The organism is Pantoea sp. SGAir0180, from assembly GCF_043546245.1.
The window spans coordinates 3,793,489-3,806,860 of sequence record NZ_CP028071.1 but is presented as its reverse complement, the minus strand read 5'-3'; the positions used below and the strand labels follow the sequence as shown (position 1 = coordinate 3,806,860).

At 53.3% G+C, this 13,372-nt stretch carries 8 protein-coding genes, 1 tRNA gene and 2 rRNA genes; 1 reads left to right on the top strand and 10 read right to left on the bottom strand.

The genetic code is table 11. The annotated features are described in order from the left end of the window. Nucleotides 1–85 precede the first annotated feature (85 nt). The 3 genes from C1N58_RS17820 to C1N58_RS17810 all read right to left on the bottom strand — a co-directional run bounded on the left by C1N58_RS17820 (nt 86) and on the right by C1N58_RS17810 (nt 4,911). Nucleotides 86–2,989, bottom strand: a 23S ribosomal RNA gene (locus C1N58_RS17820). Between the two features lie 213 nt (nt 2,990–3,202). Continuing rightward, a tRNA-Glu gene (locus C1N58_RS17815) sits at nt 3,203–3,277 on the bottom strand. Nucleotides 3,278–3,369: 92 nt separating this feature from the next. After that, nucleotides 3,370–4,911 (bottom strand): 16S ribosomal RNA (locus tag C1N58_RS17810). The 16S and 23S rRNA genes sit together here with 1 tRNA gene alongside, the layout of an rRNA operon. A 536-nt stretch (nt 4,912–5,447) precedes the next feature. Here C1N58_RS17810 and mdtD point away from each other — a divergent pair. Then, nucleotides 5,448–6,848, top strand: a complete 1,401-nt coding sequence (mdtD, locus tag C1N58_RS17805) for a multidrug transporter subunit MdtD (RefSeq protein ID WP_006121179.1) — start codon at nt 5,448–5,450, stop codon at nt 6,846–6,848. On the opposite strand, the gene rbsR is transcribed toward mdtD, so the two are convergent. The 7 genes from rbsR to C1N58_RS17770 form a co-directional block, all read right to left on the bottom strand. After that, a complete protein-coding gene (rbsR, locus tag C1N58_RS17800) occupies nt 6,845–7,828 on the bottom strand; it encodes a ribose operon transcriptional repressor RbsR (protein WP_033737206.1) in 984 nt (327 codons plus the stop codon). The genes mdtD and rbsR overlap by 4 nt on opposite strands. A gap of 13 nt (nt 7,829–7,841) precedes the next feature. Then, entirely contained in the window at nt 7,842–8,771 is a 930-nt protein-coding gene (gene rbsK / locus C1N58_RS17795; RefSeq protein ID WP_262959630.1) for a ribokinase, read from the bottom strand. 61 nt (nt 8,772–8,832) lie between these two features. Beyond that, nucleotides 8,833–9,708, bottom strand: a complete 876-nt coding sequence (gene rbsB / locus C1N58_RS17790) for a ribose ABC transporter substrate-binding protein RbsB (protein ID WP_033737208.1) — start codon at nt 9,706–9,708, stop codon at nt 8,833–8,835. Nucleotides 9,709–9,734: 26 nt separating this feature from the next. Then, a complete protein-coding gene (rbsC, locus tag C1N58_RS17785; protein ID WP_006121183.1) occupies nt 9,735–10,706 on the bottom strand; it encodes a ribose ABC transporter permease in 972 nt (323 codons plus the stop codon). Further along, entirely contained in the window at nt 10,703–12,211 is a 1,509-nt protein-coding gene (rbsA, locus tag C1N58_RS17780) for a ribose ABC transporter ATP-binding protein RbsA (RefSeq protein ID WP_033737209.1), read from the bottom strand. Before rbsA ends, rbsC begins: the two co-directional genes overlap by 4 nt. 7 nt (nt 12,212–12,218) lie before the next feature. Next, on the bottom strand, nt 12,219–12,638 hold the full coding sequence (rbsD, locus tag C1N58_RS17775) for a D-ribose pyranase (RefSeq protein ID WP_006121185.1): 420 nt from the start codon (nt 12,636–12,638) through the stop codon (nt 12,219–12,221). A 182-nt stretch (nt 12,639–12,820) separates the two neighbouring features. Next, on the bottom strand, nt 12,821–13,222 hold the full coding sequence (locus C1N58_RS17770; RefSeq protein WP_006121186.1) for a YgiW/YdeI family stress tolerance OB fold protein: 402 nt from the start codon (nt 13,220–13,222) through the stop codon (nt 12,821–12,823). Nucleotides 13,223–13,372 lie beyond the last annotated feature (150 nt).

Genomic DNA, 13,372 nt, shown 5'->3' with positions numbered 1-13,372 from the left:
CGCCCTCTCGGGCCGCACGGCGTTATCCGGTAAACAAGGCTGAAAATTCTTTCTGTCTCTCAACCCAAAACGCCTCTGGCGTTGTAAGGTTAAGCCTCACGGGTCATTAGTACCGGTAAGCTCAACGCATCGCTGCGCTTACACACCCGGCCTATCAACGTCGTCGTCTTCAACGTCCCTTCAGGAGGCCCGAAGCCTCAGGGAGAACTCATCTCGGGGCAAGTTTCGTGCTTAGATGCTTTCAGCACTTATCTTTTCCGCACTTAGCTACCGGGCAGTGCCACTGGCGTGACAACCCGGACACCAGCGGTGCGTTCACTCCGGTCCTCTCGTACTAGGAGCAACCCCCCTCAATTCTCCAGCGCCCACGGCAGATAGGGACCGAACTGTCTCACGACGTTCTAAACCCAGCTCGCGTACCACTTTAAACGGCGAACAGCCGTACCCTTGGGACCTACTTCAGCCCCAGGATGTGATGAGCCGACATCGAGGTGCCAAACACCGCCGTCGATATGAACTCTTGGGCGGTATCAGCCTGTTATCCCCGGAGTACCTTTTATCCGTTGAGCGATGGCCCTTCCATTCAGAACCACCGGATCACTATGACCTGCTTTCGCACCTGCTCGAGCCGTCACTCTCGCAGTCAAGCTGGCTTATGCCATTGCACTAACCTCCTGATGTCCGACCAGGATTAGCCAACCTTCGTGCTCCTCCGTTACGCTTTGGGAGGAGACCGCCCCAGTCAAACTACCCACCAGACACTGTCCGCAGCCCGGATCACGGGCCCACGTTAGAACACCAAACATTAAAGGGTGGTATTTCAAGGACGGCTCCACGCAGACTGGCGTCCACGCTTCAAAGCCTCCCACCTATCCTACACATCAAGGCTCAGTGTTCAGTGTCAAGCTGTAGTAAAGGTTCACGGGGTCTTTCCGTCTTGCCGCGGGTACACTGCATCTTCACAGCGATTTCAATTTCACTGAGTCTCGGGTGGAGACAGCCTGGCCATCATTACGCCATTCGTGCAGGTCGGAACTTACCCGACAAGGAATTTCGCTACCTTAGGACCGTTATAGTTACGGCCGCCGTTTACCGGGGCTTCGATCAAGAGCTTCTCCTTACGGATAACCCCATCAATTAACCTTCCGGCACCGGGCAGGCGTCACACCGTATACGTCCACTTTCGTGTTTGCACAGTGCTGTGTTTTTAATAAACAGTTGCAGCCAGCTGGTATCTTCGACTGGCCTCGGCTCCGGGAGCAAGTCCCTTCACCTACGCGCCAGCGTGCCTTCTCCCGAAGTTACGGCACCATTTTGCCTAGTTCCTTCACCCGAGTTCTCTCAAGCGCCTGGGTATTCTCTACCTGACCACCTGTGTCGGTTTGGGGTACGATTTCGTGTTACCTGATGCTTAGAGGCTTTTCCTGGAAGCAGGGCATTTATCACTTCAGCACCGTGGTGCCTCGTCGTCACGCCTCAGTGTAAAGTGCACCGGATTTGCCTGGCGCACACACCTACACGCTTAAACCGGGACAACCGTCGCCCGGCCGATATAGCCTTCTCCGTCCCCCTTCGCAGTAACACCAAGTACAGGAATATTAACCTGTTTCCCATCGACTACGCCTTTCGGCCTCGCCTTAGGGGTCGACTCACCCTGCTCCGATTAACGTTGAACAGGAACCCTTGGTCTTCCGGCGACAAGGTTTTTCACCTTGTTTATCGTTACTTATGTCAGCATTCGCACTTCTGATACCTCCAGCATGCCTCACAGCACACCTTCAGCGGCTTACAGAACGCTCCCCTACCCAGCAACGCTTACGCGTCGCTGCCGCAGCTTCGGTGCATGGTTTAGCCCCGTTACATCTTCCGCGCAGGCCGACTCGACCAGTGAGCTATTACGCTTTCTTTAAATGATGGCTGCTTCTAAGCCAACATCCTGGCTGTCTGTGCCTTCCCACATCGTTTCCCACTTAACCATGACTTTGGGACCTTAGCTGGCGGTCTGGGTTGTTTCCCTCTTCACGACGGACGTTAGCACCCGCCGTGTGTCTCCCGTGATAACATTCTCCGGTATTCGCAGTTTGCATCGGGTTGGTAAGCCGGGATGGCCCCCTAGCCGAAACAGTGCTCTACCCCCGGAGATGAGTTCACGAGGCGCTACCTAAATAGCTTTCGGGGAGAACCAGCTATCTCCCGGTTTGATTGGCCTTTCACCCCCAGCCACAGGTCATCCGCTAATTTTTCAACATTAGTCGGTTCGGTCCTCCAGTTAGTGTTACCCAACCTTCAACCTGCCCATGGCTAGATCACCGGGTTTCGGGTCTATACCCTGCAACTTAACGCCCAGTTAAGACTCGGTTTCCCTGCGGCTCCCCTATACGGTTAACCTTGCTACAGAATATAAGTCGCTGACCCATTATACAAAAGGTACGCAGTCACACCACGAAGGTGCTCCCACTGCTTGTACGTACACGGTTTCAGGTTCTGTTTCACTCCCCTCGCCGGGGTTCTTTTCGCCTTTCCCTCACGGTACTGGTTCACTATCGGTCAGTCAGGAGTATTTAGCCTTGGAGGATGGTCCCCCCATATTCAGACAGGATACCACGTGTCCCGCCTTACTCATCGAACTCACAGCCTGTGCACCTTTGTGTACGGGAGTATCACCCTGTACCCTGCGACTTTCCAGACGCTTCCACTGATGCACAAGCTGATGCAGGTTCTGGGCTCCTCCCCGTTCGCTCGCCGCTACTGGGGAATCTCGGTTGATTTCTTTTCCTCGGGGTACTTAGATGTTTCAGTTCCCCCGGTTCGCCTCATGCCGCTATGGATTCACTGCATGATAGTGTGACGAGTCACACTGGGTTTCCCCATTCGGGTATCGCCGGTTGTAGCGGTTCATATCACCTTACCGGCGCTTATCGCAGATTAGCACGCCCTTCATCGCCTCTGACTGCCAGGGCATCCACCGTGTACGCTTGGTCGCTTAACCTCACAACCCACAGGCGTTTTGCGCTTGCGTGTCGTGAGCTTTTGAGAGACCCGAACGCATCGTGCTGTGTTCCTTATTACGGAGGAACACGACGTGCGTCGTTTCAAATTTTCAGCTTGTTCCGGATTGTTAAAGAGCAAATATCTCAAACGTGACCCTGAGGCCAGTTTTGAGATACTTTGTGGAGACACCTTTCACCTGTCACCAAGCAAGTGGCGTCCCCTAGGGGATTCGAACCCCTGTTGCCGCCGTGAAAGGGCGGAGTCCTAACCGCTAGACGAAGGGGACACGTACGTGTGTCTCGGCTTCGCAGCCGTCTTGCTTCTTCAGCTTTCTATCAGACAATCTGTGTGAGCACTTCGCACGAAGGTATCTTCAGGTAAGGAGGTGATCCAACCGCAGGTTCCCCTACGGTTACCTTGTTACGACTTCACCCCAGTCATGAATCACAAAGTGGTAAGCGCCCTCCCGGAGGTTAAGCTACCTACTTCTTTTGCAACCCACTCCCATGGTGTGACGGGCGGTGTGTACAAGGCCCGGGAACGTATTCACCGTGGCATTCTGATCCACGATTACTAGCGATTCCGACTTCACGGAGTCGAGTTGCAGACTCCGATCCGGACTACGACGCACTTTATGAGGTCCGCTTGCTCTCGCGAGGTCGCTTCTCTTTGTATGCGCCATTGTAGCACGTGTGTAGCCCTACTCGTAAGGGCCATGATGACTTGACGTCATCCCCACCTTCCTCCGGTTTATCACCGGCAGTCTCCTTTGAGTTCCCGACCGAATCGCTGGCAACAAAGGATAAGGGTTGCGCTCGTTGCGGGACTTAACCCAACATTTCACAACACGAGCTGACGACAGCCATGCAGCACCTGTCTCAGCGTTCCCGAAGGCACCAATCCATCTCTGGAAAGTTCGCTGGATGTCAAGAGTAGGTAAGGTTCTTCGCGTTGCATCGAATTAAACCACATGCTCCACCGCTTGTGCGGGCCCCCGTCAATTCATTTGAGTTTTAACCTTGCGGCCGTACTCCCCAGGCGGTCGACTTAACGCGTTAGCTCCGGAAGCCACTCCTCAAGGGAACAACCTCCAAGTCGACATCGTTTACGGCGTGGACTACCAGGGTATCTAATCCTGTTTGCTCCCCACGCTTTCGCACCTGAGCGTCAGTCTTCGTCCAGGGGGCCGCCTTCGCCACCGGTATTCCTCCAGATCTCTACGCATTTCACCGCTACACCTGGAATTCTACCCCCCTCTACGAGACTCAAGCCTGCCAGTTTCAAATGCAGTTCCCAGGTTAAGCCCGGGGATTTCACATCTGACTTAACAGACCGCCTGCGTGCGCTTTACGCCCAGTAATTCCGATTAACGCTTGCACCCTCCGTATTACCGCGGCTGCTGGCACGGAGTTAGCCGGTGCTTCTTCTGCGGGTAACGTCAATTGCTGAGGTTATTAACCTCAACACCTTCCTCCCCGCTGAAAGTACTTTACAACCCGAAGGCCTTCTTCATACACGCGGCATGGCTGCATCAGGCTTGCGCCCATTGTGCAATATTCCCCACTGCTGCCTCCCGTAGGAGTCTGGACCGTGTCTCAGTTCCAGTGTGGCTGGTCATCCTCTCAGACCAGCTAGGGATCGTCGCCTAGGTGGGCCGTTACCCCGCCTACAAGCTAATCCCATCTGGGCACATCCGATGGTGTGAGGCCCGGAGGTCCCCCACTTTGGTCTTGCGACGTTATGCGGTATTAGCTACCGTTTCCAGTAGTTATCCCCCTCCATCGGGCAGTTTCCCAGACATTACTCACCCGTCCGCCACTCGTCACCCGAGGAGCAAGCTCCTCTGTGCTACCGTCCGACTTGCATGTGTTAGGCCTGCCGCCAGCGTTCAATCTGAGCCATGATCAAACTCTTCAATTTAAAGTTTGATTTGCTGCAACCAGTGCAGCGATGCTCAAGGAAAACGTCGTAATGAATTTCAATACGTGTTCACTCTTAAGACTTGATATTTTTTGCGTCCGGAGACGCGGATATCAATCCTGCGAGTGCCCACACAGATTGTCTGATAAATTGTTAAAGAGCAGTGCAACCAGCGGGTTAACCGTCTGTTGCGAGGTGGCGTATATTACGCTTTCCTCCTTCAGAGTCAACTTCTTTTTCAGAAGTTTTTCTCCGGCGAAAACTCCGGGGAGTTCTCTGCTGAACACCGCGTTACGTAAGCCGTTGTGCCGTGTCAGTGGAGGCGCATTATAGGGCGTTCTTTCTGGGTGACAAGCATTAATTATAAAAAAATGACTGAGCGATTCATTTTTAAACGAACGGGGTAAAAAGCGACACATCCTGCGTAAATAACGCACGGAAATCACCACATATCGGTTGAAAGAGGCGTATTGTGCATTTCTGCCAATGCTATTCTTTTTTATATTCTTTGCCGAAGACATTACGAAGGACGCTCAATGATTAAATCCGCGCGCAGTATGGCCGGTCTGCCATGGATTGCCGCTATGGCCTTCTTTATGCAGTCACTGGATGCCACGATACTCAATACCGCGCTGCCCGCGATCGCTACCAGCCTTGAACGTTCCCCGCTAGCCATGCAGTCCGCCGTTATCAGCTACACCTTAACTGTTGCCATGCTTATTCCGGTTAGTGGATGGCTTGCAGACCGCTTTGGCACACGCAAGATCTTTATTATTGCCGTTTCGCTGTTTACGCTGGGTTCACTTGCCTGTGCCTTATCGCCCTCCTTATCAATACTGGTCACATCGCGCGTTATTCAGGGCGTGGGTGGCGCGATGATGATGCCCGTCGCGCGGCTGGCACTTCTGCGTGCCTATCCCCGTAGTGAACTCTTACCTATTCTCAACTTTGTCACCATGCCGGGATTAGTCGGACCGATACTGGGGCCGTTGCTGGGGGGAATCATGGTGACCTATGCCACCTGGCACTGGATCTTCCTGATAAACATTCCGATAGGTCTGCTCGGCATCGTCTATGCACGTAAATTCATGCCTGACTTCACGACACCAAAGCGCCGTTTCGACTTTCTGGGATTTTTATTGTTCGGCATTGGATTAGTGATGATCTCTACCGGCATAGAGCTGTTTGGTGAGCGTATTGTCTCACCCTGGCTTGCGGCAGGCGTTCTGACTGGCGGCGTTGTCTTGTTGCTCCTCTATATAGCCCATGCCCGGCGTCATCCCTCGCCGTTGATCAATCTGCCCATGTTTAAGACACGCACATTCTCGGTAGGCATCATTGGTAACATCGCTTCGCGGCTGGGCACTGGTTGCGTGCCGTTTTTGATGCCGCTGATGCTTCAGGTAGGATTTGGCTATTCTGCGATTCTGGCTGGCTGCATGATGGCCCCCACAGCCATTGGCTCCATTCTGGCTAAACAAAGCGTGACGCAATTACTGCGCTGGTTTGGTTATCGCCGCCTGTTAGTCAGTATTACGATGATCATTGGCGTGATGATCGCCAGCTTCTCGCTGCAGTCACCTTCTGAGGATATTGCGTTCTTATTAATTCCGCTCTTTCTGTTAGGTATGGCGATGTCCACCCAGTTTACGGCAATGAACACCATTACCCTGGCTGATTTGGATGACGACAATGCCAGTGGCGGCAACAGTGTACTCGCGGTGACACAGCAGCTCGCGATCAGCTTTGGGGTGGCCGTCAGTGCGGCCGTCCTGCGCTTTTATCAGGAATTTGATAGCACGACAGTAGAACAATTCCATTCTACCTTCCTGACGATGGGCATCGTCACCGTCCTGTCAGCGCTGACGTTTACGATGCTGCGCAATGGCGACGGACGCAACCTGATTAAAAATCGCGATAAAAAGAAGAAAGCTTAAACCGATCCCCGCGGAACCAGTTCCGGCGTCAGTACCAGCGTCTGCTGGCTGACGTCGGGATTACTCAGACGATAAATCAACGTATCAATAGCCAGTTCACCCAGCTCATCTTTCGGTTGATGAATGGTGCTCAGCGGCGGCGACATATAGCGCGCCAGTTCCACGTCATCATATCCCATCACCGCCATATCCTGCGGAATCTGCAAGCCGGCCTGATGTAGTGCATGGTAAACCCCAACCGCCATCGCGTCGTTACTGGTAAAAACGGCATGCGGTGGGGTATCCAGCGCCAACAGTTCGAACATGGCGTTATAACCGCCCGCAAACTCAAAGTCACCGCTCACGACATAGTCTGGCGGGACCTCCAGACCGTTTTTCTGCATTGCCTGATGAAAACCTTCAAGGCGCATGCGCGCCGGGGTTTTATCAAGCGGCCCGGAAATACAGGCGATTCGCGAATATCCGCTGTCAATCAGATGCTGTGTCGCCAGTTCACCCCCCAACAGCGCGTTATCCTGAATGATATCGCCCCGCCCTTCGAAAGGCGCCCAGTCCATCATCACCATAGGAATAGAAGGATAACGATTCAGGATTTCCGCCGACGGTAAATGGCTTTCCGTGCACATAATCAGCAAACCATCGACCCGCTTTTGCAGCAAGGTTTCCAGGCTACGATTCATACGGTCTTCGTCCCCGGCGGTATTGCACAGAATCAGGCTGTATCCACGCTCATAACAGCTGTCTTCAACACCACGTACCACTTCGGCATAAAAGGGGTTACTGCTGGCGGTCAGTAGCATGCCGATCGTATGGGTTTGGTTAAGCTTGAGGCTACGAGCCAGTGCCGACGGCGCATAGTTCAGATCGCGAATCGCCTGTTCGATTTTTTCACGCACCCCATCGCTCACAAAACGATTCTTGTTGATGACGTGTGAAACCGTTGAGGTGGAGACGCCCGCCAGCCGGGCGACATCTTTCATCGTAGCCAAGCGCTTAACCCTGTTGCTGTAAAAAGTCGTCGATCTCGGCACGCCAGGGTACAGAGGGCTGTGCTCCCGAACGGGTTACCGCAATTGCCGCAGCAGCGTGCGCAAAGCGAACGGCATCCAGCATGGCCTTGCCTTCAAGACGTGCTGTGATAAACGCGCCGTTAAACGTATCACCCGCCGCAATCGTATCTACGGCTTTCACGTCAAAACCCGCAACACGTTGCCCCTGGCCCTTTTCACTCAGCCAGACGCCACGGCGTCCTAGGGTGATCAAGACAGTGGGGATGCCTTTATTATGTAACGCAGCCGCCGCACGCGCAGCGTCCTCATCATTTCTGACGGCGATTCCTGTCAGGATTTCAGCCTCAGTCTCGTTTGGCGTAATCACGTCAACCAGCGCTAACAGACTGTCCGGCAGAGCCGTTGCTGGCGCAGGATTCAAAATGACCTGCGTCTGATGCTGTCGGGCAAGGCTTGCCGCCGCTACCACGCTGTCCAGTGGCGATTCAAGCTGCATCAGTAATGCGTCAGCCCCGGCGATAACCTGCTGGTGACGCGCGACGTAGGCTGGCGTTAACGCGGCATTAGCACCGGAATAGATGCCTATATTATTTTCGCCTTCACCATTGACGAAGATCATCGCAACGCCCGTCGATTCACCCTCAATGACCTCTACCGGCTGGGTATCAATCTTATCCTGCGCGAGTTGCTGACAGACACGTTCACCAATGTCATCGGCACCGACACAAGCAATAAAGGCAATATCAGCGCCCGCACGGCCGGCCGCAACCGCCTGATTGGCGCCTTTACCACCAAACGCAATCTGATATTTCTGCCCGATCACCGTTTCGCCGGGACGGGGAAAGTGTGCCAGATTAAGGATATGGTCAGCATTGATGCTGCCGAGAACGGCCAGTTTTGCGTGTTTGCTCATTGGGAGAGTCCGAAATAAGTGCGCCACCGATGGGTGGCGCAGTGCCCTGCTTTTCTTTGATTTATTTAGTAACCAGTTTCAAATCAACTGGATAAACTGCCTGCACTTTTTCGCCTTTCAGCACTTTATCAGCAGTCTGAACGCCGATCATGCCAATTTTCTCTGGCATCTGAGCAACGGTCGCCGCCAGCTTACCGCCTTCAACGGCTTTCACACCATCTGGCGTGCCGTCAAAGCCCACCACCAGCACATCGGTCTTGCCAGCAGTCTGCAGTGCACGCAGGGCACCCAGTGCCATTTCGTCGTTCTGGGCAAATACCGCCTGCACATCTGGATGCGCCTGCAACAGGTTCTGCATCACGTTCAGGCCTTTAGTACGGTCAAAGTCAGCAGGCTGGCTGGCCAGAACCTTGAACTTGTGTGCATCAACGGCTTTCTGGAAGCCTTCGCCACGTTCACGGGCTGCTGAAGTTCCCGCGATCCCTTCTAATTCGATGATTTTCGCGCCATCACCCAGTTTACGGGCAATAAAGTCACCTGCCATTTTTCCGCCGAAACGGTTATCAGATGCAACATGGCTTACCACGGTACCCTGAGCCGCCACGCGATCCAGCGTGATAACAGGGATTTTTGCCTGGTTAGCCAGCTTGATGGCATTGCCTACAGAGTCAGAATCGGTTGGGTTGATCAGCAGTGCTTTGGTGCCGCGAACAGTCAGATCCTGCACGTTAGCCAGTTCTTTCGCAGGGTTGTTCTGTGAATCCAGCACGACCAGGTTGTAACCCAGTTTGTCCGCTTCTTTTTGCGCGCCGTCTTTCAGGGACACAAAGAACGGGTTATTCAGCGTAGAGATAACAAGGGCAATGGTATCTTTCGCCATTGCGCTGGCGCTGAGGGTTGCGCCAAGAATGACAGCGAGTGCAGTTAACTTTTTCATCATTTTATCCTGTATAAGAGTCTGAGTTATTTGCTGCTTTTATTATCCACCAGCACCGCCAGCAGAATAACGACTGCTTTGACGATCATCTGGTAGTAGGAAGATACACCCATCAGATTTAATCCATTGTTTAAAAAGCCAAGGATTAATGCGCCAATTAAGGTGCCAACGACGCGGCCTTTACCGCCTGCCAGACTCGTTCCGCCCAGCACGACAGCCGCGATAGCGTCCAGTTCATAGCCTGTACCCGCTGTTGGCTGGGCAGAAGACAGACGCGCCACTTCAATCGATCCCGCCAGCGCGGCCAGCATGCCAGACAGTGAGTAAACAATAACTTTCACACGGTTAACGTTGATGCCGGAGAGACGCGTGGCCGCCTCATTACCGCCCAACGCATAAATATAGCGACCCAGGCGCGTGTGATGCAGCATGTACCAGGCGGCGACAAACACCAGCGCCATCAGCCAGACCGGTGTTGGAATACCCAGCGGACGACCAATACCAATCCAGCCAAACAGATCGGCATTATCGTTAAAACCGGTATTAACCGGACTGCCGTTGGTATAAACCATGGTGACGCCGCGCAGCAGTAACATCATGACCAGCGTAGCGATAAACGCCTGCACCTTGCCCCGCGCCACGATGGTTCCCGTGACCGCACCAATCGCCGCGCCCAGCACCAGGGAGGCTGCAACGGCAACAAAGGCATTCACCTCCATGCCTACCAACGAGGCGGCCACCGCGCCGGTCAGTGCCAGCAGCGAGCCGACGGAAAGATCGATGCCGGACGTTAAAATGACCAGGGTCATTCCCACAGCCATGATGGCATTGACCGATGTCTGCTGAAGAATGTTGAACAGATTGGCCACAGTAAAGAAATTCGGGCTCTGGCTCGCCACCACAGCAATCAACACAATCAGCGCAATCAGCGATTTTTGCTCAAGTAGCCAGGCTTTGCTGAACCAGCGACGGTTAGATGGAACGGTTTGGGTGGTCATACAACTAAATCCTCACTGTGTTGCTTACCGACGGCTGCTGCCATCAGGCTTTCCTGGGTAGCTTCTTCACGGCTAAATTCGCCGCTTAAACGGCCTTCATGCATCACGACAATGCGGTCACTCATGCCCAGCACCTCTGGCATTTCTGACGACACCAGGATGATGCTCAGCCCTTCAGCTTTGAACTGATTAATCAGCTGATAGATCTCTTTTTTGGCCCCGACGTCCACGCCGCGCGTCGGTTCGTCAAGAATCAACACGTTAGGGCGCGTCATCAATCCACGGGCTATCGCCACCTTCTGCTGATTCCCGCCCGATAACAGGCCAATCGGCTGCTCCATCGACGGCGTTTTCACGTTAAATAAGCGAATGAAATCTTTTACAGCGAGCTGCTCTTCCGCATGGCGCAGTCTGCCAGCCGGGTGACTGAAATAGCGTAAGGCGGTAAGCGACATGTTTTCTTTGACTGACATGCCTAACACCAGGCCATCGCGCTTGCGATCTTCGGAGATATAAACGATGCCGTTAGCCAGGCCATCCTGAGGAGAACGGATCACGACTTCACGTCCACTCAACCAGACCTGCCCCCCGGTACGGGGCAAGGCACCATACAAAATTTTCATTAACTCTGTCCGGCCTGCGCCCATCAGGCCCGATACGCCGAGAATTTCGCCTTTACGTAAGGTAAAGCTGACGTCATCCACGCCAGGGCCGCTGAGGTTCTGAACCTTAAGACGAATTTCGCCGGGCGCCTCATCCAGATGGGGATACTGATCTTCTAATTTGCGCCCCACCATCATTTCGATCAGGCTCTCTTCGCTCATCTCGGCGACCGGACGCTCTGCAATAAATTGCCCGTCACGGAAGACCGTCACGTCATCACAAATCTCAAAAATTTCTTTCATACGATGAGAGATATAAACGATGCCGCATCCTTGCGCCTTCAGTTCATTGATCACCCGGAACAAGGACAATGTTTCGGTATCCGTCAGCGCATCCGTGGGCTCATCCATAATGATGACTTTCGATTCAAAGCTCAGAACCTTGGCAATTTCGACCATTTGTTGATCGCCGATGGATAAATCGCCCACCAGCTTGTGGCTGCTAAAACGCAGATTCAGGCGTTTCAGGAGCGCATCCGCCTCGGCATACATCCGCTTCCAGTTAATGCGACCAAAACCATTAACGAATTCACGCCCAAGAAAGATGTTTTCTGCCACAGTCAACTGCGGGATCAGGTTGAGCTCCTGATGGATAATGCCGATACCGGCTTCCTGCGAGGCTTTCGGTCCACTGAAGGTGGTTTCTTCGCCCAGCCACTGCAGTGATCCGGCATCACGGGTATAAATCCCGGTCAGCACCTTCATCATGGTGGACTTGCCGGCGCCATTCTCACCGACTAATGCCATAACGCGTCCTGCCCAGACGGACAGCGACGCGCCATTTAATGCTTTCACGCCCGGAAACGCTTTTTCGATGCCTTTGAGCTGCAGTAACGGTTGCATAACGGCCTCAGAAGGTCACACCGGCACTCAGGATGACATTCGCATACGGAGAGCACTCTCCGCTGCGAATGACCGCCTGGCTACGTTGTGTTTGTTGTTTAAACTGTTCATGACTGATGTAGCGGATGGTAATGCGATTTCCCTGGTGCTGTTGCAATGCGTCGAGCACGGCGATCAGTTCGCTATGGAGCTGCGGATTGTGTTGCTTAATTTCTTCCGCGATAAAGGCGCTTTCCACCTGCATCTCATGCGTTACCGCTTCCACCACCTGCATGAAGCCTGGCGTACCCGGTATCAGTGCCAGATCGATACGCTGCGTTTCTGCCGGAATGGGCAACCCCGCATCAGCGATCGTCAACGTATCTGTATGGCCCAGGCGGGCGATAACGTAAGAGAGTTCAGCGTTTAACAGGCGACCTTTTTTCATTTATACACTCCAGAGCGAAACGTTTCGCTTTCTGGAGTGTATAAAAAGAAGGTTACAATTCAACCACTGGAGAAGAAATTTGTGATCGCTATCGAAACGTTTCGATATTGCCGGAGGGAATTTGAGTTAGGGACTGTTTTGAAAGGAAAACCGGACCGTCAATACGGTCCGGTCACGGGAGATTAAGGAAGCTTCTTAACCTGTTTCACATCCAGTTCAATGCTGTTGAAGTCTTTATCCAGTTCACCTGTCAGCTCAACCCGATCTTTCGGCGAAACCGTGACGCCATTCCAGCGTTTATGGTCGATCTCGACCGTCATTGTGCCGCTTTCATCGCGGAACAAATAATCTTCGTTACCCGTTTGTTTTTCAAGCTGACCCCTTACGGTAATCCAGCTGTCATCTTTCATCGCTTCAGCCTGCTTCACCGTCACGACGCTGGTGTGATCGGCGTGAAAACCACCCTGCTGCGTGTGTGCTGCCGGTGCAGGCGCATTCGGGTCAACAAAACCGCCTTGTTGTGCCGCCAGTACAGGCGCAGACGCTAACAGTGTTACAGCGATAAGTGCAGCATACTTTTTCATTTCGTCACCTCTTGTCTGTGAATCCGTTCTTTCAGTGGAAGCAGTAAACCACACAGTTCTTAACAGGATCTTAAGGGGAAAATATCCTCTTTTTTTAGCCAGACTCGCTGTACAACCGCCATTTCGCTTCGTATAAATCGCTTATTAAAA

Excerpts from the sequence above, each read along its gene's own strand:
- mdtD (WP_006121179.1), top strand. The coding sequence starts at position 5,448 with ATGATTAAATCCGCGCGCAGTATGGCCGGTCTGCCATGGATTGCCGCT.
- rbsR (WP_033737206.1), bottom strand. The coding sequence starts at position 7,828 with ATGAAAGATGTCGCCCGGCTGGCGGGCGTCTCCACCTCAACGGTTTCA.
- rbsK (WP_262959630.1), bottom strand. The coding sequence starts at position 8,771 with ATGAGCAAACACGCAAAACTGGCCGTTCTCGGCAGCATCAATGCTGAC.
- rbsB (WP_033737208.1), bottom strand. The coding sequence starts at position 9,708 with ATGAAAAAGTTAACTGCACTCGCTGTCATTCTTGGCGCAACCCTCAGC.
- rbsC (WP_006121183.1), bottom strand. The coding sequence starts at position 10,706 with ATGACCACCCAAACCGTTCCATCTAACCGTCGCTGGTTCAGCAAAGCC.
- rbsA (WP_033737209.1), bottom strand. The coding sequence starts at position 12,211 with ATGCAACCGTTACTGCAGCTCAAAGGCATCGAAAAAGCGTTTCCGGGC.
- rbsD (WP_006121185.1), bottom strand. The coding sequence starts at position 12,638 with ATGAAAAAAGGTCGCCTGTTAAACGCTGAACTCTCTTACGTTATCGCC.
- C1N58_RS17770 (WP_006121186.1), bottom strand. The coding sequence starts at position 13,222 with ATGAAAAAGTATGCTGCACTTATCGCTGTAACACTGTTAGCGTCTGCG.